Origin of the sequence: Psychrobacillus sp. FSL H8-0487 (genome assembly GCF_038008385.1) — a bacterium.
Lineage (GTDB): Bacteria > Bacillota > Bacilli > Bacillales_A > Planococcaceae > Psychrobacillus > Psychrobacillus psychrotolerans.
Genome location: NZ_JBBOZA010000001.1, coordinates 3,671,613 through 3,694,794, shown reverse-complemented (window position 1 = coordinate 3,694,794; position 23,182 = coordinate 3,671,613). Strand labels below are relative to the sequence as shown.

General features: G+C 38.5%; 20 protein-coding genes, 1 pseudogene and 1 riboswitch. Of the genes and pseudogenes, 19 read left to right on the top strand and 2 right to left on the bottom strand.

Going from position 1 to position 23,182, the window contains the following annotated elements:
- Nucleotides 1–4: 4 nt before the first annotated feature.
- Together mdh and MHI47_RS18910 are read left to right on the top strand one after the other, a co-directional pair.
- Nucleotides 5–946: a malate dehydrogenase gene (mdh, locus tag MHI47_RS18915; protein WP_340771131.1), complete on the top strand. Its 942-nt coding sequence runs from the start codon at nt 5–7 to the stop codon at nt 944–946.
- An 83-nt stretch (nt 947–1,029) separates the two neighbouring features.
- Complete coding sequence (locus MHI47_RS18910; protein ID WP_340771129.1) at nt 1,030–1,836, top strand: hypothetical protein; 807 nt, start codon at nt 1,030–1,032, stop codon at nt 1,834–1,836.
- A gap of 601 nt (nt 1,837–2,437) precedes the next feature.
- Here the strand turns inward: MHI47_RS18910 and corA are convergent.
- Nucleotides 2,438–3,400, bottom strand: a complete 963-nt coding sequence (corA, locus tag MHI47_RS18905) for a magnesium/cobalt transporter CorA (protein WP_093537914.1) — start codon at nt 3,398–3,400, stop codon at nt 2,438–2,440.
- Between the two features lie 202 nt (nt 3,401–3,602).
- Nucleotides 3,603–3,705, top strand: a riboswitch (SAM riboswitch).
- A gap of 94 nt (nt 3,706–3,799) precedes the next feature.
- Between corA and MHI47_RS18900 the strand changes: the two genes are divergently transcribed.
- A complete protein-coding gene (locus MHI47_RS18900; protein ID WP_340831864.1) occupies nt 3,800–4,537 on the top strand; it encodes a cyclase family protein in 738 nt (245 codons plus the stop codon).
- Nucleotides 4,538–4,656: 119 nt separating this feature from the next.
- Nucleotides 4,657–4,805 (top strand): annotated as a pseudogene (locus MHI47_RS18895) (5-methyltetrahydropteroyltriglutamate--homocysteine S-methyltransferase); the annotation flags it as partial.
- 167 nt (nt 4,806–4,972) lie between these two features.
- On the opposite strand, the gene MHI47_RS18890 reads toward MHI47_RS18895, so the two are convergent.
- Complete coding sequence (locus MHI47_RS18890) at nt 4,973–6,448, bottom strand: BCCT family transporter (RefSeq protein ID WP_340831863.1); 1,476 nt, start codon at nt 6,446–6,448, stop codon at nt 4,973–4,975.
- Nucleotides 6,449–6,691: 243 nt separating this feature from the next.
- Here MHI47_RS18890 and MHI47_RS18885 point away from each other — a divergent pair, with 243 nt between their 5' ends.
- The 15 genes from MHI47_RS18885 (at nt 6,692) to MHI47_RS18815 (ending at nt 23,055) form a co-directional block, all read left to right on the top strand.
- A complete protein-coding gene (locus MHI47_RS18885) occupies nt 6,692–7,051 on the top strand; it encodes a hypothetical protein (RefSeq protein WP_093537904.1) in 360 nt (119 codons plus the stop codon).
- Nucleotides 7,052–7,284: 233 nt separating this feature from the next.
- A complete protein-coding gene (locus MHI47_RS18880) occupies nt 7,285–8,109 on the top strand; it encodes a M55 family metallopeptidase (RefSeq protein ID WP_340831861.1) in 825 nt (274 codons plus the stop codon).
- 12 nt (nt 8,110–8,121) lie between these two features.
- Entirely contained in the window at nt 8,122–9,057 is a 936-nt protein-coding gene (locus MHI47_RS18875) for an ABC transporter permease (RefSeq protein WP_093537902.1), read from the top strand.
- On the top strand, nt 9,057–10,004 hold the full coding sequence (locus tag MHI47_RS18870; RefSeq protein ID WP_340764130.1) for an ABC transporter permease: 948 nt from the start codon (nt 9,057–9,059) through the stop codon (nt 10,002–10,004). The genes MHI47_RS18875 and MHI47_RS18870 overlap by 1 nt, the downstream gene beginning before the upstream one ends.
- Nucleotides 10,005–10,009: 5 nt before the next feature.
- Nucleotides 10,010–11,134 carry an ABC transporter ATP-binding protein gene (locus MHI47_RS18865; RefSeq protein WP_340831859.1) on the top strand — a complete coding sequence of 375 codons (1,125 nt, stop codon included), beginning with the start codon at nt 10,010–10,012 and terminating at the stop codon, nt 11,132–11,134.
- A 56-nt stretch (nt 11,135–11,190) separates the two neighbouring features.
- Complete coding sequence (locus MHI47_RS18860; protein WP_340831858.1) at nt 11,191–12,843, top strand: peptide ABC transporter substrate-binding protein; 1,653 nt, start codon at nt 11,191–11,193, stop codon at nt 12,841–12,843.
- Nucleotides 12,844–12,978: 135 nt separating this feature from the next.
- Nucleotides 12,979–13,902, top strand: coding sequence for a S66 peptidase family protein (locus MHI47_RS18855; protein ID WP_340764127.1), 924 nt, complete (start codon nt 12,979–12,981; stop codon nt 13,900–13,902).
- A 13-nt stretch (nt 13,903–13,915) separates the two neighbouring features.
- Nucleotides 13,916–14,998 carry a dipeptide epimerase gene (locus MHI47_RS18850; RefSeq protein WP_340831857.1) on the top strand — a complete coding sequence of 361 codons (1,083 nt, stop codon included), beginning with the start codon at nt 13,916–13,918 and terminating at the stop codon, nt 14,996–14,998.
- An 11-nt stretch (nt 14,999–15,009) separates the two neighbouring features.
- The gene (locus tag MHI47_RS18845) at nt 15,010–15,933 is read left to right on the top strand and encodes a C40 family peptidase (RefSeq protein ID WP_340831855.1); all 924 of its coding nucleotides are present in this window, start codon (nt 15,010–15,012) and stop codon (nt 15,931–15,933) included.
- 11 nt (nt 15,934–15,944) lie between these two features.
- Nucleotides 15,945–16,904 carry an ABC transporter ATP-binding protein gene (locus MHI47_RS18840; RefSeq protein WP_340771109.1) on the top strand — a complete coding sequence of 320 codons (960 nt, stop codon included), beginning with the start codon at nt 15,945–15,947 and terminating at the stop codon, nt 16,902–16,904.
- A gap of 307 nt (nt 16,905–17,211) precedes the next feature.
- On the top strand, nt 17,212–18,267 hold the full coding sequence (rsgA, locus tag MHI47_RS18835; protein WP_340771106.1) for a ribosome small subunit-dependent GTPase A: 1,056 nt from the start codon (nt 17,212–17,214) through the stop codon (nt 18,265–18,267).
- A 218-nt stretch (nt 18,268–18,485) separates the two neighbouring features.
- Nucleotides 18,486–18,959 carry a CtsR family transcriptional regulator gene (locus tag MHI47_RS18830; protein WP_093537893.1) on the top strand — a complete coding sequence of 158 codons (474 nt, stop codon included), beginning with the start codon at nt 18,486–18,488 and terminating at the stop codon, nt 18,957–18,959.
- Between the two features lie 16 nt (nt 18,960–18,975).
- A complete protein-coding gene (locus tag MHI47_RS18825) occupies nt 18,976–19,524 on the top strand; it encodes a UvrB/UvrC motif-containing protein (protein WP_093537892.1) in 549 nt (182 codons plus the stop codon).
- The gene (locus MHI47_RS18820; RefSeq protein WP_093537891.1) at nt 19,514–20,608 is read left to right on the top strand and encodes a protein arginine kinase; all 1,095 of its coding nucleotides are present in this window, start codon (nt 19,514–19,516) and stop codon (nt 20,606–20,608) included. Before MHI47_RS18825 ends, MHI47_RS18820 begins: the two co-directional genes overlap by 11 nt.
- Nucleotides 20,605–23,055: an ATP-dependent Clp protease ATP-binding subunit gene (locus MHI47_RS18815; RefSeq protein WP_093537890.1), complete on the top strand. Its 2,451-nt coding sequence runs from the start codon at nt 20,605–20,607 to the stop codon at nt 23,053–23,055. The genes MHI47_RS18820 and MHI47_RS18815 overlap by 4 nt, the downstream gene beginning before the upstream one ends.
- The last annotated feature ends 127 nt before the right edge of the window (nt 23,056–23,182 follow it).

The following is a 23,182-nucleotide window of genomic DNA, read 5'->3' as shown; positions in this document are numbered from 1 at the left end:
ATACTTGGCTTTTCGAAGAAATAAAATTGCAGTAATAGGTGCTGGTTATACTGGAGCAACTGTTGCATTAATGGCTGCCCAAAAAGAGCTAGGAGATATAGTACTTGTAGATATTCCAGAGTTAGAAAACCCTGCTAAAGGAAAAGCCCTTGATATATTAGAAACCGGACCGGTACAGGGTTTTAATACGAAGATTATGGGAACTTCCAATTATGAACATATAAAAGATGCTGATATGGTCATTATTACAGCTGGAATTGCAAGAAAGCCTGGTATGAGTAGAGATGATCTTGTAAGTACAAATGCCAAAATCATGCGCGCTGTTTCGGAAAAAGTGAAGAAGTACGCACCAAATAGCTACGTTCTCATATTGAGTAACCCAGTAGATGCAATGACTTATGTATGTTATAAGACGACTGGATTTCCAAAAAATAGAGTGATTGGTCAATCCGGAGTTCTAGATACTGCACGCTTTAATACATTTGTTGCGGAGGAACTAAATATTTCGGTGGAAGATATATCAGGATTTGTACTAGGTGGTCATGGCGATGATATGGTTCCTCTTGTTCGTTATTCATATGCAGGAGGAATCCCTTTAGAAAAGATTATTTCTAAGGAAAGATTAGCTGCAATCGTTGAACGGACAAGGAAAGGTGGGGGCGAAATTGTTTCTCTTCTTGGCAACGGTAGCGCCTATTATGCACCAGCGGCTTCTCTTGTAGAGATGGCTGAAGCGATTATTCGCGATAAAAAACGAATATTACCTTCTATAGCCTATTTAGAAGGGGAATATGGTTATAATGATTTATATTTAGGTGTACCAACAGTAATTGGAGGAAACGGCATAGAAAGTATTATCGAACTTCCTTTAACTAGTGATGAGAAACTTGCTCTAGATAGATCAGTAGAATCAGTACAGTCTGTTTTAGAAATATGTAATTCCTAAAAGCTTCCCTGTAACACATAGGGAAAGCTTTTTTTTGGAACTATTTTGCTATTTCTTCGTAAAGACTATTAGAGGTGAGAAACTTGAAACATATTTATGAAAAATCAGCTCAATATACAAAATTCGCATCAATAAGCTTAGTAGGAATATACATAGTTTTGCTTATAGTTTTCAAAGATGTTATGTGGCAAGACTTTGAAACTCATTTTGCTGTTGGCTTTACATTACTTGTTTTATATAGCTCTTCTTTTTTGTTTCAACATGCTGCAGAAAAATTGCCCGAAGAGAAAAAAGTGGATAGCAATTATTACTCAGCTAGTTTTCCGATTCAGGAACTTAATTTCCAACGCGACGTTTCGTTAATTCCACAGACCTATTTAGTCTCCAGTACAGGGGAGCGATTATATAAAATAAGTCCTACCGAAGAACAGCCCTTTCGAAGGAAACTAACCACATTAAATATTTTCAAAATGGGAATGTTCTTTCCAATTACTTATCGAATAATAACGATGGATGAGAAGGTAGTGTCTACGTTTACCATTCACAATAAGCTTAAGTTTATGAAAATAAAGGTACTAGATCATAATCGTTTACACGCAACTACTATTGTTATGCCACTAATGACTTTAAAAAATAGAGCTATAATATTTGATGCAAATAACGAAAAACTACTTCAAATGGAAGCGAAAAGTGTATATGGAGACATTGACGTTCATGATTTAGGTGGTCAAAGATTAGCGACATATCGGTTTGGAATTTTCCCATATGCTACGCATCCTGCATTTGAAATACAAGCAATGAATGTCCATGTCTCTCTTGCGCATAATTTAACGCACACAGAAAAACTTACTTTTACTGCATTGTTTTACTATTGGACAGCCAATCAATAAAAACGAGCAAATTCATCTAGAATTTACTCGTTTTTTTAAAAGAAAATATATGTTCTATACTCATTATGTGCCCAGGAAGTATATAAAAATGTAACGTGAAAAATGAATTAGGGTGACTTAAAAGAATGAATAGTACTGCTGATTTCCGTTTCAGGTGGACGCTTTGCGCGGCCGTTGCCTCAGCCTCCTCGCTACGCTGCGGGTCTTCACATAACGCTTTTTCCGCTGGAGTCGCCACCTTCCACTGCAATCAAATGTGTAGTACTTAACTTTAAGATATTGCAGCCTTTCGCTTAGATGATATGAGTCGCCCAAGCTAATATAGTGATAAAATTGTCTGTTGAATTAAGGATACTACTCTGTAATACTTTTCTCAAAACATACTTACCTAGTTCTAAGAGTTGTAGAAGGGCGACGGGCAGATAAATGCCATAAGATTACTTAAAAAAAGCGATATTGGTTGTGACCAAATCACAACCAATATCACTAAAAATTCAATCGGTAATCATATAGCAAGACGTTTGTCCAAAGTCCCTCGAAAACGAAAGAAACAGTTTTGACCTTCAAGGGACGGGCGTTTTTATGCCCGGTTTCTCTTATATTAATCTTTAAACAAATTAAACCACCCTTTGTATTTGAACCAACTAAGCATAGAAAAAGCGATGAGGACCATAGCACCGAGTACTACGAAATAACTATATTTCCACTCAAGTTCAGGCATGTTTGCAAAGTTCATACCGTATACTCCAACAATGAACGTTAAGGGTATAAAAACAGTTGATACAATCGTTAAGATCATCATGATACGGTTCATCCTACTAGAGTTTATCGACATATGACTATCACGTATATCAGCTGTCAGCTCTCGATTAGATTCAATCATTTCCGTCAGTCGTATTAAATGGTCGTAAATATCGGCAAAGTAGGTGTGTTCTGTTTGCTGTAAATTCATTCGTTCTGAATTTAATATTCTATAAAGTAAATCTCGCATAGGAATAACTGTACGTCTTAAACGCAACAAATCTCCTCGTAGATCAAACACTGAATCCATAGAAAAATGGCGCATATCATAAGTAAGCTTGTCTTCTACAGCATTTAAATAGCCTTCAATTTTATAGACAATCGGAAAATAGGCATCTACTACTGTATCGATGATATTATAAGTTGCATGGATAGCACCTCTATCCCAGCCTTGTGAATTTTGTCTAATACGCTGCCGTGCTTGCTCCATTTCATGCATCGGATGGAAATGAAATGACACTACATAGTCTTGACCAACAAATATGTCTAACTCTTCCGCTTCTAATGTTTCCTCATTGAAAGAATGTAAAACAAAGAAGTTATAACCATCATAATAGTCCACTTTAGGACGCTGTAGCCTTTGTAAGCAATCCTCAATTGCCAGTGGATGAAAACGAAAGAAAGAACTAAGCAAAAGTTCTTCTTCTTTGGTTGGCTCGGCAATGTCAATCCAGTACCATTCAAACTTTCTCCGTTTTATATCTTCTATAGGAAAGTCATTTACTATTTCATGATCGGTCGTTATGCCAATCGTATGGATCATACATACCCCTCTTTTCATCACTATCTCTTTTCATATTATCTCATAGTCTTCATATTATTAATGTACCTAAAAAACAGAGGAAATGAAAAGAAAATTATGATGCTTCCACCATTAAAAATATTATATTCTAAATAAAAAGAAAATAATGGTTGACTTAGGTAATTTCTATTTGTATACTAGGTGTTAATCAAATAAAACAACTTTCTTATCAAGAGAGGTGGAGGGACTTGGCCCTATGATACCTCAGCAACAGGCAAAAATTTGTACTGTGCTAATTCCAGAAGCGTTATGCTTGAAGATAAGAAGAGACTAATTCACCGATGACGTGTAAACCTCTTCTTGTTTCTAAGAAGGGGTTTTATTTGATTTTAACTATAAAAAATAGGAGGAGAAATCAATATGTCATCGGAATTACTAAAAGCATTCAACACATTGAAGGAAAAGCAGTGGGTAGATTTAACACACACATTTGGAGCTAATTCACCACATTTCGCCGCTTTTAAAGCAGCTGAAATCGACACATTGTTTAATCATGATGATGGATTCTTTGCACAAAGCTTTCAATTTGCAGGACAGTACGGCACACATATAGATGCACCTATACATTTTGTAAGGGATACGCGTTACTTAGAAGAACTCGAATTGAAAGAATTGGTATTACCATTAGTCGTCATTGATCAGTCAAAGGAAGCGGCTGAAGATAATGATTTTACTTTATCGGTGGATGACATTTTCACATTTGAAAAAGCTCACGGAAAAATCGAAGAAGGCTCATTTGTCGCTCTTAGAACCGATTGGAGTAAACGTTGGCCAGACGAAAAGGAATTTAACAATATGGATGCAGCGGGTAATAATCACGCGCCGGGTTGGGGATTAGAAGCTTTAAAGTTTTTATTTCAAGAACGAAAGATTAAAGCAATAGGACATGAAACATTCGACACGGATTCAAGTGCGGATTATCTAAAAAACGGCGCATTACACGGAGAATATTATGTTCTTGAACAAGACACTTACCAAATAGAATTATTGACGAACTTAGATAAGCTTCCTGCAACAGGAGCCATTATTTTCAATATCGTCCCGAAGCCAGAAAAAGCCTCTGGATTCCCAGTTCGATCATTTGCCATCTTACCATAGAAGGAGTGAGATAAATGGACAGTTCAAACAGCTATTCAAGCACCATTTCGAGCGGACACTGTAGAAAGTTTGTTAAGACCAGAAAGTTTACTGGCGGGCTTTAGACTTCTTTGAACACAGAAGTAACTCAATATGTTCCGCTGGAGCAGTTGAGTATTAGTCCGCAATGCAGATTTGCTTCTAGACATCATGGTAATAAGCTTACAGAAGAACAGCGGTATAAAAGATTAAAAACATTGTTGATATTTCTAGAGAAGTTTGGAGTTAATCCGTGTAAGATCTCGACTACTTTCCATACTCATTTGTAGAATACTGTAGCTGAGTAAAAATATAACTTTCTTTCTCGGGTCTCATTTGATAATGAGAAAGAAAGTAAAGTTTTAAACATAAATGAAATGCCAAGGGAATAAACCCTTGGCATTTCATTTGTTTTCATTATTTTCTTTCTGCTTTTAAAGCCTTAAACAGTGAAATAATCATAAGTAACATTACGAATGAAAATGGTAAGGCGGCAATAATAATTGTATTTTGTAATGCCGCTAATCCATTAACGGATAACAAAATAATAGCGATTACGGATAATGTGATTCCCCAAGCGAGCTTCACTCTGTTCGGTGGAGTCAGTGACCCGTTGGTCGACTGCATACCAAGAACGAAAGTGGCAGAATCTGCCGAAGTAATGAAAAAGGAAGCAATTAATAACACAGCAAAAACAGAAATACCTGTAGAGAAAGGCATCATATGGAACATTTCAAAAATAGTCAATTCAGTAGATGCTTGTGCTAAATCAGCAATGCCTCTTTTCTGAAAGTCAATGGCTGTTGTACCAAAAGCTGAAAACCAAAATGTTCCCAGTAAAGTAGGTGCTACAAGAACACCTGTAACAAACTCACGTATTGTACGACCTTTAGATACTCGAGCAATGAACATACTAACGAATGGTGCCCATGAGATCCACCAAGCCCAATAGAAGATAGTCCAATTGTCTAGCCACTCTCGATTATGACCATTCAATGGGGATGTACGAAAACTCATTTGTACAATATTCCCTAAATAACCTCCGAAAGAATCTGTAAACATATCTAGAATCAGTAAGGTAGGTCCCATAATAACGACAAAACCAAGTAAAGCAAGAGCTAATAGTAAATTTATATTGGACAAATATTTTATCCCTTTACTTAATCCAGACCAAGCAGATGCTACAAAGAGGACGGTGACAACCGCTATAATGATAATCTGAGACGTAATGCCAATTTTGAAGCCAAATAAGTAATTTAAGCCGGCATTAATTTGAACAGCACCGAATCCAAGAGAAGTAGCAACGCCAAATGCTGTGGCAAAGACAGCGAGCACATCTACGAGAGTACCCCATGGGCCTTCCATTCGTTTGCCGAAAATTGGTTTCAAAGTGGAGGAGATTAAGCCTGGTTCCCCCTTACGGAATTGGAAGAATGCAAGAGATAATGCAACAACCCCATACATAGCCCAAACATGGAATCCCCAGTGGAAGTAAGTTTGACGAAGGGATTCTTTAAAAGCTGCATTCGTACCTGGTTCAGCTGTGGCAGGATCAATGGCAAAATGTGACAAGGGTTCAGCTGCCCCATAAAAGACAAGCCCAATTCCCATACCAGCAGAAAACAACATAGAAATCCAAGTAATAGTTGAAAATTGCGGACGATCTGAATCTTTTCCCAGTCGGATTTTTCCATAGGGACTAAAGATGAAGAAGATGCTTAATACTAACATTAGCGTCATAAGTAACATATAGTACCAACCAAATGATGAAGCAACGAAAGTTTTAATAGTACTAGTAAAAGCTTCAAAACTTTCCGGGGCTAAAGCACCGTATCCAACAGCTAAAACTATTAAACCAATCGTTATATAAAATACCTTTGATAATTTTTTCATGTTTTCCCTCTCTCGCGTTTTTATCCTAAACGCTTAACTATACTAATAAAATATTATAGAATCAACCAAAATACTTATATTTATTCCTTATAGTATTACCATTTTAGCTTAGATTGAAACTTCTTCTTTCCCAATAAAGCCTATCAAGCTGTTTTTATTTTTACTTAATGGGGATGTTTGTCTAGTTAGTTTCTTCTCCTCTTGCATTTACTAATAGTAGTGCAAGAAGGAGGTGAATTAACAATGAATCAACATCAACATCAACAACCCTGTTCCTGTAATCCTTGTCAACAAAAGCAGTGGCAACAACCAGCTGCTCAACCAGTTGTTTGTCCTCCGCAATACCGAGTGCGTGATTCGTTCTTACCTAGAATGCAGCCTGTTATCCATCCAATTGTAAATGTGAATAGAGAGCATATCGTAAACGTTCCTCAGCACTTTTACACAGTTACAAATCAAAATGTAATGGTACCCGGCAGCCAACAGGCATTTCCTATGCAACAAGGACAGTTTCCACAACAATCATTTGGTCAACCTTACGGACAACAGTTTGGGCAACAACAATTCGGACAGCAACAGTTCTTCCCAGGTCAGAATAGATAATTCATCTGTATTCTAGTTTTCTTCGTTATGAAGAAAACAACAGCAAATGCCTTTATATCAAAGTGCATTTGCTTTTTTATTATGATTTTAATGTAAAGCTTTTCTTTCTAATCATTCGATACAATGTATCTATGTATTTAGATGTATTGTAATATTCAGTATATTTTGATAAAGTTTATAATTATTTCGGTTTCTAAAAGAAAGAGAAAAGTAGAAAGATACGGGGGAATAATATGAAGCTATTTTTATCGGTCGATATGGAAGGAATAACAGGTTTGCCAGATTACACGTTTGTAGAGTCCAACAAGCATAATTACGAACGGGCGAGACGTATAATGACTCAAGAAGCAAATGCCATTGTGGAAGGTGCTTTATCAAAAGGTATAAAAGAAGTACTAGTCAATGACAGTCACTCTAAAATGAATAATCTCCTGGTAGAAGAATTACATCCAGATGCTTCCTTAATCACAGGGGATTTTAAGCCTTATTCAATGGTGCATGCACTAGATGAAACGTATTTAGGAGCTGTTTTTGCAGGTTATCATTCAAGGGCTGGACAACCCGGTGTAATGAGTCACTCGATGATATTTGGGGTTCGTAATATGTACATAAATGAAGTAGTAGTTGGAGAACTTGGATTAAATGCATTTGTAGCAGGATATTATGGTGTGCCAGTTATTATGGTGGCAGGAGATGACGGTGCGTGTAGGGAAGCGGAGGACCTTCTACCTGGTGTCGTGACTGCAGTGGTGAAGGAGTCTATTTCTCGTTCAGCTGTTAAGACGTTACATCCTTTAAAATCACAGGCCTTGCTTAGAGAGAAAATAGTGGAGGCTATAGAAAAACGAGATCAAATAAAGCCTCTAACTCCTCCTGAAAAACCAGTACTAAGAATTGAATTTGTAAACTATGGTCAAGCGGAGTGGGCGGCTTTAATGCCGGGTTGTGAAATTATAAAAGATACTACAGTGGTGGAGTTTAAAGCGAAAGATATTTTAGAAGCATATCGAGCAATGCTTGTTATGGTGGAATTAGCGTTACAAGCTAAATTCTGTTAAGGGGGCTTTTGAATGGGAAAATATATTGTTAAGCGTTTTATCATGATGATTGCGACAATTCTCATCATTGCTACATTAACCTTCGTATTGATGCACTTAATACCCGGTTCTCCATTTGAGGGAGAGCGGACGACTAATCCTACCATTCAAGCAAACTTAGAAAAATTTTATAAACTAGACGAACCCCTTCATATTCAATATTTAAGTTATTTAAAATCCATTGTCACATTTGACTTTGGGCCATCTATTAAGAAGCCGAATGAATCCGTAAATGAATTGTTAGCGCGGGGATTCCCGATTTCCTTTGAACTTGGGATGGCTACTATTTTAGTAGCTTTGCTTTCAGGGATCATACTGGGTACGATTGCTGCACTTCGACATAATGGCCTGGTAGACTACTTCGCCATGACATTTGCAGTAGTTGGTATATCTGTACCTAACTTCGTACTTGCAACATTACTTATTCAACAACTTGCTGTGACCTGGGACTTGCTACCGGCAGCAACCTGGTCTAGTCCGTTACATATGATATTGCCTATAATAGCCCTTGCAACGGGACCCACCGCTATTATTGCTCGCTTAACTAGATCTAGTATGTTAGAGGTGCTTACACAAGATTATATTAAAATGGCCCGTGCTAAAGGATTATCTCCCGTACGGATAATTGTTCGCCATGCATTAAGAAATGCACTTATGCCAGTTGTAACAATTTTAGGGACGATGCTTGCTGGAATACTAACAGGTACTTTTGTAATCGAGCGTATTTTTGCCATTCCAGGTATGGGGAAATATTTCGTGGAGAGTATTAATAATCGAGATTACCCCGTAATCATGGGTACAACTGTGTTTTATAGCGCATTTCTAGTGTTCATGCTATTCATTGTAGATATTGTCTACGGATTACTGGACCCACGTATAAAATTACACCGAAAAGAAGGGGATGCCTAATGACAAATTCACAAGAAGTAGTGTCCCCACAGCATGTAAAAGATGAGTGGTTTCAACCTCTACCAAAGAAGCATGGAGGAGCAGAAACGGTTGTAAGACCCTCATTATCCTACTGGAAAGATGCTTGGCGTCGATTACGAAAAAATAAATTGGCAATGGGTGGATTAATTTTTCTCATTTTATTGATGCTTTTCGCTATATTTGGTCCTATCTTTTCTCCATATTCGGTTACCGCTACTGATTACCCTAACCAAAACCAACCTCCATCCGCTGCTCATTGGTTTGGTACCGACGAAGCAGGAAGAGATGTGTTTACAAGAACCTGGTATGGCGCCCGTATTTCTATATTTGTAGGAGTAATGGCTGCGCTTATCGATTTCTTTATTGGCATTATTTACGGTGGTATTAGTGGTTATAAAGGTGGACGTACGGATTCCATTATGATGCGAATAGTAGAAGTACTTTATGGATTACCCCATTTGTTAGTTGTTATTTTGTTAATGGTTATCATGGGGGCAAGTTTAACGACAATCATAGTAGCTCTTACTGTTACAGGATGGGTAGGAATGGCGCGTATTGTTCGAGGACAGGTACTACAGATAAAAAACTATGAGTTTGTAACAGCCTCCAAATCGTTTGGTGCTAAGAGCTCTAGAATTATCCGGAAAAATTTATTGCCGAATACAATGGGTCCTATTATAGTTCAAATGACTCTTACAGTTCCAAGTGCAATCTTTGCGGAAGCTTTTCTAAGTTTTTTAGGCTTAGGGATAGCAGCTCCATTTGCAAGTTGGGGTGTTATGGCAAATGATGCACTTCCTGTTATATTATCTGGTCATTGGTGGCGCTTATTCTTCCCAGCATTGTTTATTTCTTTAACGATGTTCGCCTTTAATGTGCTAGGGGACGGACTTCAGGATGCGCTAGATCCGAAGCTTAGGAGGTAGATTGGATGAATGAACAACAGTTAGATATTGCGAAGGAACACGTAAAACAGCGAGTTAATGAAGTAGATAAATCACTTCCAGTAGGTACCTCTGAAACGCAAAGGAATAGAAAGAAAACAAAGAAGATAAGGTCAGATGTAAAAGTACTTCAGGTAAATAATCTCCAAGTTTCTTTTCGAACGTATGGTGGAGAGGTAGAAGCTGTTAGGGGGGTTAGTTTCGATCTTCATCAAGGGGAAACACTGGCTATAGTAGGGGAATCAGGATGTGGAAAAAGTGTTACTTCTAATGCCATTATGGGGTTAATACCGGAGCCTGCCGGGATTATTAAGAATGGTAGTGTTCTTTTTAAAGGGAAAGAGTTGACGGGGATGTCGAAGCCGCAACTTCGGAAAATTCAAGGGGTAGACATATCGATGATTTTCCAAGATCCTATGACAGCACTAAACCCAACGCTCACGATTGGGGAGCAATTAACAGAAGGGCTTCGAACGCATAAAAAAGTAAGTAAACAAGAGGCGAAACATAAAGCGATAGAAATGTTGGAACTGGTGGGAATTCCGAATCCTAAAGAGCGCTTAAAGCAATTTCCTCATCAATTTTCAGGAGGAATGCGACAAAGAATTGTGATTGCCATTGCGCTCATATGTGAGCCGGAGCTCCTAATTGCGGATGAACCAACTACCGCACTAGATGTAACGATCCAAGCACAAATATTAGAACTCTTTGAAGAGATTCAACAGAAAACGAATATTTCCATTATATTAATCACTCATGACTTAGGAGTCGTTGCGAAAATAGCTGATCGAATTGCCGTAATGTATGCCGGAAAAGTAGTAGAAATTGGGGATAAACGTGCAATATTTTACACACCGGAGCATCCATATACAAAAGGGCTTTTAAATTCAGTTCCTCGTCTGGACTTGGTTGAGGAAGAATTACAACCAATTGAAGGGACGCCACCAGATTTATTTTCACCACCTAAAGGATGTCCTTTCACGGCAAGATGTCCGTATGCAATGGAAGTATGTGATCATGTTTATCCTTTTACGACAACGATATCTGAATCACATGCGGTTGACTGTTGGCTTCAGGACGAACGTGCAAAAGTATTACAAGAGTTATCTTAAAATAGGATGAGCGCGCTTAAGTGCATTCACATATATATTACAAAGGGGGAACTAAGATGAAGAAATGGTTAATGTTATTTGTAGTAGCATTATTTGTCCTTGTGTTAAGTGCTTGTACAGCCACGAAAGATGCAGGTGAAAAAAAGGAAACTAATACAGGAAACGAAGGAGAAGAGAAGGAAACAGCAGTAGAAACTGAAACAGAAAAAATACTCAAATTAAATAATGGAAATGAACCAACATCATTTGATCCATCTGTAGGATTTGATGCGGTTTCTTGGAATGCATTGAATAATCTAATGGAAGGACTTGTACGGCTGTCAAAGGACCATGTAGCAGAACCTGCAACAGCTGAAAAAATTGATGTTACAGAAGATGGTCTAACGTATACATTTACAATTCGCGACGATGCGAAATGGTCTAATGGTGAGCCTGTATTAGCAAGTGATTTCGTTTATGGTTGGTTGCATATGTTAAATCCGGAAACAGCTTCCCCCGCAGCATTTTTAGCGTATTTCATTGATGGAGCAGAAGCCTATAATAGTGGGGAAGGCGCAGCTGAGGACGTTGCTATTAAAGCGGTAGAGGAAAAAGTATTTGAAGTGAAATTAAATGCTCCAACAGAAGCATTCTTAAACATCATTACTAACCCAAGTTTCTTCCCAGTTAATGAAAAAGTGGCTACTGAGAATGCAACCTGGTATACAGAAGCAGATACATTCGTAGGAAATGGCCCGTTCAAGTTAACAGCATGGGAGCATGATGTAAGCTTTACATTTGCAAAAAATGAAAATTATTGGGATGCCGATACTGTAAAGCTGGATAAAGTGGAATGGGCTATGGTTGATGATTCCAATACCGAATACCAAATGTACGAAACAGAGGAATTAGATGTATCTGGTGTACCGGCGGAATTGGCAGATCAGTTATTGGATTCTCCTGAATTGAAAAATGAAGATCAAGCAGGGTTATATTTCTACCGTTTCAACGTATCACAAGAGCCTTTTACAAATAAAAAAATCCGTCAAGCTTTTGGTTTAGCGGTTGATCAACAAGAAATCGTAGAGTTTGTAACGAAAAATGGCGAAAAACCAGCAGAGGGCTTTGTTCCTTATGGTTTTATAGGGCCTGATGGTAAGGAGTTCAGAGAAACAGCTGGTAAACTGGTAGGCTTTGATGCAGAAAAAGCAAAATCACTTTTAGCTGAAGGTATGAAAGAAGAGGGTTACACAGAGTTACCTGAAGTAACGTTAACTTATTCTACAAGTGATACTCATAAGAAAATAGCGGAAGCACTGCAAAGTAAATTTAAAGAAGTTTTAGGAGTAGATGTAGTATTACAAAATGTAGAAGCAAGTGTGTTTGCGACTGAGCAAAAAGAGTTTAAATACCAATTGTCTCGCTCTTCCTTCTTATTTGACTATGCAGATCCAGTGAATGCTTTAGAAAGCTTCATCACAGGTTCCTCTATGAACCGTACTACTTGGTCAGATGCAAAATTTGATAAACTAATCGCTGATATAAAAAATGAAACAGACGAAGCAAAACGTTGGGAAATGCTTATTCAAGCAGACGCGTTATTAATGGACGAAATGCCAATTTTCCCAGTACATTATTACAACCAAGTAACACTTGAAAAACCAACAATTTCAGGAATCGTAAGACATCCAGTTGGATATATGGACTTAAAGTGGGCTGACAAAGAATAGTTGCCAGAAAAGCCCTAGCAACTATGCGAAAGCTGCGGTGCCTCATTTGGTACCGCCCTTTTCTTTCCTATTAGATATGTTAAAATTTGCAGTGAGTTGGTTTATTAAGGCTTCATTATAAAGGAGAAATTACATATGAAAATCCGTCCAAAACGATTGCAAAAAGGAGATACTATCGGTATTATTGCTCCTTCAAGTCCACCGAATCTAGAGAACTTAAAGGGCTCTTTTGCTTTTTTAGAGGAGCTTGGCTTATCTTATCAATTAGGAAAAAGTCTAGAAAATGTACATGGCTACTTAGCTGGCACTGATGAGGAACGTTTAGAAGATTTACATGAGATGTTCGCTAACCCAAATATTGCAGGCATTATTTGTGCGGGTGGAGGCTATGGTTCTGCACGTTACACAGATCAAATCGATTTTCAATTGATGCATGAGAATCCAAAGGTTTTTTGGGGTTACTCTGATATAACTTTTCTACATACAGGTATGAATCTATATTCGGATATCGTCACCTTCCATGGACCAATGTTAGCTTCAGATGTGGGAAAAGATACGTTCTCCGAGCTATCCAAAAAAATGTTTCAACAGTTGTTTAATCCAATGGAGCTATTTTATACTGAAGCAATCTCTCCATTGGCACAAGTTTCTCCAGGTATCGTAAGAGGGGAACTTACAGGAGGAAATTTATCATTACTTGCTAATGGTGTAGGTACAAAATATGAGGTAGATACAAAAGGAAAACTTCTCCTGATAGAAGATGTAGGGGAAGAGCCTTACAAAGTAGATGGTATGCTAAACCAACTACGCCAAGCTGGTATTTTAGATGCGGCAGCTGGGTTTGTCATTGGGGATTTTAGTGGTGCAGAACCTAAAAAAAGGCCGGTTACTTTGTCTTTAGACGAAGTGTTTGATCACTACATTGGAAAATTAGGTAAGCCTGCAGTGAAAGGATTTAAAATAGGACATTGCGAGCCTCATTTTGCCGTCCCACTTGGAATGGAAGCAGAATTGGATGCGAATAACTTATCTCTAACTATATTACCTGGAGTTGAATAAGGAGGAGACGAGATTGTATATAAAATCAATTGAAACCTTTGATGTGTCAGTCCCTCTAACTAAACCATTTAAAACTGCTCTACGAACTGTGACGACGGCTTACTCAGTGTATGTAACTATTACGACGAGTGATGGCATAGTAGGTCATGGAGAGGCTCCACCGACACATGTAATTACAGGCGAGTCGATGGACAGTATTCGATACGCTATTAACGAGATAATTGCACCTCAATTGATTGGTATGAACATTTTACAAAGTGAGCAGATATTCCAGAAACTAAACACAGCCTTAGTCAGAAATACAAGTGCTAAAGCGGCATTAGACATGGCCCTATATGACATACTTGCTAAGCATGCAGGTCTTCCTTTATATCAATTTCTTGGAGGTTATCGGAAAAAGCTAGAAACCGATTTTACAGTTAGTGTGAATGACCCTAGCGAGATGGCAGATGATGCAGAACAGTATATAAAGGATGGATTTAAAGTTCTAAAGGTCAAGGTAGGTATTGGTGAGATAAAAGATGATATCCAACGCATTCGTGCTATTCGAGATCGTGTGGGAATGACGCCAAAGTTAAGGCTCGATGCTAACCAGGGATGGAATGCTAAAGAGGCCGTAAAAGCAATTAGCTTAATGGAGGATACAGGATTATCAATTGAATTTGTAGAACAGCCAGTTCCTGCTTGGGATCTCGAAGGGCTAAAGTATGTTACCGATCATACATATACTCCAATTATGGCGGATGAAAGTGTTTTTTCTGTGCAGGATGCTAAACAAGTTCTAAAAATGCGAGCTGCTGATTTGATAAATATAAAGCTGATGAAATCTGGTGGCATTTATCACGCCCAAAAAATAAATACACTTGCAGAGGCAAGTGGGGTGAAATGTATGGTAGGCAGCATGATTGAAACGAAATTGGGAATCACAGCGGCTGCTCATTTTGCAGCTAGCCAGCCGAATATTCGATATTTTGACTTTGACGCACCGTTAATGCTAAAAAATGATTTAATAGTCGGTGGTGTTATCTATGATAAGAGTGATATGACCTTCTCCAACGAACCAGGATTAGGGATTGTTCATGTGAATTTGGATTAGGAGGCAAAAAGATGCCAGTGGAAAAGAAAGAGTGGGTTTGTGCTGTAAAGGTGGGAACTATTTGGACTGAACCAAACTCTGCCAGGGAGATAGATATTCCGGCAATCTCAAATCCTGTGTTATTGGTGGAATGGCTTGAGGCACTACCGTATAAAGAAAGGTTAGCTTTATGTGATGAAAATCGTGTGCAAACGCAGCTGCTTTACGGAGAACCAGTGCTTGTGGAGGAGATAGTAGAGGAATGGGCAAAAGTTGTTGCCATTTGGCAGCCCTCTAAAAAAGATAGTCGTGGTTATCCAGGTTGGATCCCGCTTTCGCAAATACAACCTACAAAGCAAGTGGATGTCAGGGGTTCCGCCAGAGTTTCTTCTGCAAAAGTACAGCTCTGGGATTTACAACATAATCCGCTACTCGTTTTAGCCTTTAATACTATTCTACTGATAATCTCAGAGGATGAAGTATTTTATACCGTTCTTACGCCACACGGCAAAGCGTTATTATCGAAAGTACATGCCCAATTTTCATCTTCTGTGGATCAGATTCCGAAGAGGTCTGCAGAGGAAGCGGTGGTTTTAGGGGAAAATTATTTAGATTTACCATATCTATGGGGGGGCATGTCTCCATATGGCTATGATTGTTCGGGTTTTTCGTACAATATGTTGAAGGCTTGTGGTTATATAATTCCTCGAGATGCAAGTGACCAGGCTAAATCGGGAGAAGAAATTTCTATACAAGACCCTTCGCTTTGGAAAAAAGGGGATTTACTATTTTTTGCGAATGATGAAGGGACGGGAACGGTAAGGCATGTTGGGTTCTATTATGGGGATGGCCAACTATTGCATTCGCATTCAACGGGGAAAACAGTAGAAATTTTAAGGCTAGCAGGATCTCTGTTAGAAAAGGAGATTTGTGCAGTTAGAAGATATGCCGTTTAGGGGGGATTTAAATGACGGAAAAAGTTCTATTGTCTGTTCAAGATTTGAAGCGCCATTTTGACATTGGACATGGGGAGACGTTGAAGGCTGTTGATGGGATAAGTTTTGATATCTTCAAAGGGGAGACATTTGGTCTAGTGGGTGAATCTGGTTGTGGTAAATCCACAGCAGGCCGAACTATTTTAGGATTGTACAATAGAACAGAGGGAAAAGTTCTGTTTGAAAATGAAAATGTGCATGAGATGACTGACAAAGAAAGAAGAGGTTACTTGAAAAAGATGCAAATGATCTTTCAGGATCCGTATGCATCTTTAAATCCACGTTCCACTGTGTTTGAAATTATTGCTGAACCGATGGAAATACATAAACTATACAAAAAGGAAGAGTTAAAGTCTAGAGTGTATGAATTACTAGAGGATGTGGGCTTGAACAGAGACCATGCTAATCGATATCCTCATGAATTTTCAGGAGGTCAGCGTCAACGTATTGGCATAGCTCGAGCGCTTGCATTAGATCCTGAGTTTATCATTGCGGATGAGCCTATTTCAGCTTTGGATGTGTCAGTTCAAGCTCAAGTAGTGAAGCTGCTCCAACGACTACAAAAGGAAAAAAATCTAACCTATTTGTTTATCGCACATGATTTATCGATGGTCAAGTACATCTCTGACCGAATAGGGGTCATGTACCTAGGGCATATGGTAGAAATGACCACTAGTAGTCAGTTGTATGAAAATCCACTACACCCGTACACACAGGCTTTGTTATCTGCGATTCCCATTCCAGATCCTGACATAGAGGAGTCACGAGAACGTATTCTTTTGCATGGAGAGCTTCCGAGCCCGATTAATCCACCTTCAGGTTGTGTATTCCGTACGAGATGTGCACATGCTATGTCCATTTGTACGGAAAAAAAGCCAAATTGGAAGGAACAGGAACCAGGTCATTTTGTAGGATGTCATCTTTATAATTAATAATGATACCCATATTACAAATACGTACCTTGCATAATTTATATTGACAAAATGCTAATACTTGTAGTATTCTGAAAATAACGAAAAGAAAGGAGTGAGGCATCATGGCAAATGAATATACGTATCCACGAATCTGTAAGTTTATGATGTCCCACTCCGTATGTCTCTAACCAGATATATGCTTCTTTACTAATGACCGGGGAACCATGGCTGCAGATTCGTGCAGTCATGGTTTTTTATTGTTTAGCTTATAGCTCTATTAATGTGGCTTGGGCATTATTCATACGGAAATTAGGGGGAAATTGAATTGAATTTAATCGAACAATATGGTTGGAATAATAATTGGGAAGAAAAAATGACAGGTAGTGGAACTGCAGGTCGCGTACTACTGGAACATAAAAATTTATATAGAGTTATGACCAATGAAGGAGAGCTACTATGCTCACTTTCTGGGAAATTTAAATTTGGGAATGATAGAGAAGCATTTCCGGCAGTTGGAGACTGGGTAGTGCTCGATCGGATGCCTGGTGAGGAAAAGGGGATAATCCATGAAGTACTTCCTCGCAGTTCACAGTTCTCTAGGAAAATGGCTGGATTGACGACGGAAATTCAACTAATTGCGGTAAACGTTGATTTTGTATTTCTAGTGATGTCGCTTAATCATGACTTCAATGTTCGTAGATTAGAGAGATATCTATTGGCAGCATGGGATTCAGGGGCGACCCCCATCGTTGTATTAACGAAAAAAGATGCTTGTGAAGACCTAGAATATTATATGAAAGAAGTAGAGGCTATTGCATTTGGTGTGGATATATTTGCAGTGAGTAGTGTGACCGGCGAAGGTATCGATCGATTAGGAAGTCTATTATCCTCTCATAAAACAGGTGCACTTTTAGGTTCTTCCGGAGTTGGGAAATCATCCTTGATAAACGCCTTGTCAGGTGTAGAAGTAATGACTGTCAATCATATAAGAGAAGATGATAGTAAAGGGCGCCATACAACCACTCATAGAGAGTTGACGCTGTTACCTGAAGGTGGCTTACTAATTGATACACCTGGGATGAGAGAGTTTCAACTTTGGGATACAAGTGATGGGGTGAGTGCTAGTTTTCAGGATATCGAAGACCTAGCATTAGATTGCCGTTTCCGTGATTGTCAGCATGTAAAAGAGCCTGGTTGTGCAATTCGGGAGGCTATTGATAATGGTACTCTTAAACAAGAACGATACAAGAGTTATGTAAAACTGATGCGAGAGCTTGCGCATATCGACCGCAAAAGCGATGCTGCAGCCAAAAAAGCAGAAACGAATAAATGGAAGCAAGTTACGAAGTCTCAACGAAATAATTATAAAAAGAAAATTTAATTTAGCTGTAGCTATAGAAGGTTCAATTAGTCATTCTAGAAAGATAAAAAAGATTTATTGAATAGGAATAGTCATAATAATATATCCTAAACTACAAACAATGGTTTGTAGTTTTTTCTTGTTTTTAAGTGCAAATCGTATCAATTGCACATACAAAAAATTCTCGTTATAATATAGTCAAAGTTAGTCAAAGTCAGTTTGTGAGAAGAGGTGAGAAGATGAAAAATATATCTGACATAATTGAAGGGTATTTGAAGGCTATTATAGAAGAAGGAAGTAAGGAACAAATCGAAATTAAGCGAAGTGAAATCGCGGAGAAGTTTCAGTGTGTTCCATCTCAAATAAATTATGTAATCAATACACGATTTACCCAAGATCGCGGATACTTAGTAGAAAGTAAACGAGGTGGAGGGGGATATATTCGAATCCTCCGCGTTCGAGCTCATACAAAAGCTGATCTAATAGAGCATATTATACAAACACTAGAAAATGGGGCTTCAGAATCGGTCACGGAAGATATTGTTTTTCGATTGATCGATGAAGATGTTATTACTAAACGTGAAGCAAAACTCATTTTAGCAGCTTTAAATAGAACGACTCTGGTGATTCCATTACCTGCCAGAGATGAACTAAGGTCTCGTATTTTATGCGCCATGTTATTAACATTAAAATATGAAAAAAGTGAAAAATGAACGGGGTGTGTTAAAGGTGATTTGTGAAAATTGTAAACAAAGACCGGCGAAAGTAACGGTTACCCAAGTGCATAATGGTGAACATCTTGAAAGACATTATTGTGAAGTCTGTGCAAATAGCCTCCACCCGTTTTACGTTGAGTACAAACAAGATCCACTATCTTTACATCAACTATTATCGAACTGGTTTAGTCAAACAGAACAACAACCAATGCAACAAAAACAACAAAAAAATATAATTGTATGCGATGAATGTGGTTGGTCGATCCAGCGTTTTTTAGATGAAGGAAAATTTGGTTGTGCAAATTGTTATAACAGTTTTCGCCCTCAGTTACCGAATGTATTTAAGCGACTTCATAATGGAAACACGAAGCATACCGGGAAGGCTCCAGGTGCACTAGGAGAGAAGATTGCTTTAAAGAAACGTATAGAAGCCATTCGCACTCAAATGAAAGATGCTATTGCCACGGAAAGTTTTGAGGAAGCCGCAAAGTTGAGAGATGAAGCCAGAGATTTGGAAAGTCAACTTTCAACAGGAGGAGGTGACCAAACGAATGTCAATTGAACACTTTTTAGATAACTCCATTTCTAGTTGGATGGCTGGTGTTGGACAGCATTCAGATATCGTGATGAGTACAAGAATACGCTTAGCTAGAAATCTGAATGGCTATCGTTTTCCTTTAGCATTTACAGAAGACGAGGCGCATAAAATTGACCAATCTGTATCTGCCACTTTGTTAGATGCAAGTGACGAATTAGATATGCAATTTTCTTCCATTCATATAAAGGATGTATCGGAACTAAGTCGCCAAGTGTTAGTAGAGAAACATTTAATCAGTCCAAAGCTCGCTAACTCGCCTATGACTGGCTCGGTTTTATTATCAAATGATGAATCGGTTAGTGTAATGGTCAATGAAGAGGATCATATTCGTATACAATGTCTTTTTCCAGGGCTTCAAATTCAAGAAGCCTATGCACAAGCAGATGTGCTAGATCGTGTATTAGATAAAGAATTACCATATGCGTTTGACGAGCAGTTTGGTTATTTGACAAGTTGTCCTACAAATACAGGTACTGGCTTGCGTGCATCTGTCATGATGCATTTACCGGCATTAACGATGACCAAACAAATGAACAGAATTGTTACGATCATTTCAAGACTTGGAATGGTTGTTAGAGGAATTTACGGAGAAGGTAGTGAAGCGCTCGGTAATGTATATCAAGTGTCCAACCAAACCACACTTGGTAAGTCAGAAGAAGACATACTTGCTGATCTTCAGAGTATTACCGAACAAATTATTCAAAAAGAAAGAGAAGCACGAGATGCACTTCTAAAGCATTCGGCCAATACACTAGAAGACCGACTATATCGATCTCTAGGAACTTTATCATTTGCCCGTATCATGGCAACGGATGAAGCAGCGAGATGCCTATCGGATGTACGATTAGGAATAGATATGGGACTCATAGAAGATGTTGATGTATCTATCTTGAATGAATGTATGGTGTTTATGCAACCAGGATTTCTACAAAAATATGCGGGAACTTCATTGAATACTTCTGAGCGGGATATGTTTCGCGCGAAGCTGTTAAGGGAAAGATTGCAAAAAGAAGAAAAACAGAAAACAAAGGGAGAGGAATCTGAATGATGTTTAATCGTTTTACACAAAGATCTCAAAAAGTATTACAACTAGCTCAAGAAGAGGCTATACGCTTGAAGCATGAATCTATTGGAACAGAACATATATTACTTGGTCTTATCCGAGAAGGTAGTGGAATTGCTGCAAAAGCATTAGAGGCAATAGAAGTAGATTTAAAAGTAATTGAAGCAGGGATTGAGGAACTAGTAGGAGCAGGCAAAGAAGAAGTTGGCCCAATTGTTAACTACACTCCTCGTGCTAAAAAAGTGATTGAGCTTTCCGTAGATGAATCTCGAAAACTTGGGCATTCATATATTGGAACAGAACATCTATTGCTTGCATTAATCCGTGAAGGAGAAGGCGTAGCTGCTCGTGTCCTAAATAATGCAGGAGTAAGTTTAAACAAAGCTCGTCAACAAGTACTTCAATTATTAGGTAGTACAGAGCAAGCGCACGGCAATGGCAACAATGGAACAGCTCCAGCTAGTACACCGACACTAGATGGTCTAGCTCGTGACTTAACACAAATTGCAAGAGAAGGTACATTAGATCCTGTAATTGGTCGTAGTAAAGAAATTACAAGAGTAATTGAAATCTTGGCTCGTCGTACAAAAAACAATCCAGTTCTAATTGGAGAACCAGGTGTTGGTAAAACGGCTATTGCTGAAGGGCTTGCACAGCAAATCGTCCAAAATGAAGTGCCAGAAATCCTACGCGATAAACGTGTAATGACACTAGATATGGGTACAGTTGTTGCTGGTACAAAATATCGTGGGGAATTTGAAGATCGTTTGAAAAAAGTGATGGATGAAATTCGCCAAGCAGGTAATGTTATCCTATTCATTGATGAACTTCATACGTTAATTGGTGCTGGAGGAGCAGAGGGTGCTATTGATGCTTCGAATATTTTGAAGCCTGCTCTTGCTCGTGGAGAAATTCAATGTATTGGTGCAACAACATTGGATGAGTATAGAAAATATATCGAAAAAGATGCCGCGCTTGAACGTCGTTTCCAACCAATTCAAGTAGATGAGCCTTCAGTAGATGAAGCGATTCAAATTATTTACGGTTTACGTGATCGTTATGAAGCTCATCATCGTGTGAAGATTACGGATGCAGCGGTTGAAGCGGCCGTGAAAATGTCAGATCGTTATATTTCTGATCGTTTCTTGCCAGATAAAGCAATTGACTTAATAGATGAAGCGGGTTCTAAGGTACGCTTACGTTCATATACAACACCTCCTAATCTAAAAGAATTAGAAGCTAAACTAGAAGCAATCCGATCTGAAAAAAATGCATCAGTTCAAAGTCAGGAATTCGAAAAAGCTGCATCATTCCGTGATAAAGAGCAGAAGCTCAAAGATGAACTAGAGAAAATGAAAAACAATTGGAAAGAAAAACAAGGAAAAGAAGAATCTGAAGTAACAGTAGAAGATATCGCAGCAGTTGTTTCTATGTGGACTGGGGTACCAGTGTCTAGATTAGCACAAACGGAATCTGAAAAGTTATTAAAACTAGAAGATAAATTGCATGAAAGAGTAATTGGTCAAAGTGAAGCAGTGGATGCAATTTCAAGAGCTATTCGTCGTGCTCGCGCGGGATTGAAGGATCCGAAACGTCCTATTGGTTCGTTTATCTTCTTGGGACCTACTGGTGTAGGTAAAACGGAGCTTGCTCGCGCTTTAGCAGAAGTGATGTTCGGAGACGAAGATGCAATGATTCGAGTAGATATGTCTGAGTACATGGAAAAACATTCAACTTCTCGTCTAGTTGGATCTCCTCCAGGATATGTAGGTTTTGACGATGGTGGGCAATTGACAGAAAAAGTACGTCGTAAACCATACTCTGTTATCCTGTTAGATGAAATTGAAAAAGCACATCCAGATGTCTTTAATATTCTTCTTCAAGTGTTAGAGGATGGACGATTAACAGACTCTAAAGGTCGCACAGTAGATTTCCGTAATACAGTAGTAATCATGACATCAAACGTTGGTGCGGATGCACTTAGATTCAATAAATACGTTGGATTTAACTTAACAGAAGGTGGCAAAACGGATTATAAAGATATGAAAGGCAAAATGCTAGAAGAATTGAAAAAAGCATTCCGTCCAGAATTCTTAAACCGTTTAGACGAAATGATTGTGTTCCATTCGCTTGAAAAAGAGCATTTAAAACAAATTGTTTCACTTATGACAGAGCAATTATCTAAACGTTTGAAAGAACAAGGTATTGAATTAGAAATTACAGAAGCAGCACAAGACAAAATTACAACTGAAGGATATGAACCAGAATACGGTGCACGTCCTCTACGCCGTGCAATTCAAAAACATGTAGAAGATCGTCTATCCGAAGAACTTCTTAAAGGAGAAGTATTAGACGGGCAACATGTAATATTTGATGTAGAAGACAATGAATTTGTGGTTCGCAGCACTAAATCGTTAGTTACAGAAGGTTAATATAGCGGGCATTCCGAAAAATATTTCCGGAATGCCCTTTTTAACTTGTAGCTCTGGAAGCAGCAGTTCGATCGCTACAGACTGGTCAATAAAGACAGAGTTCGTCATTATTGCAATTCTTTCAGAG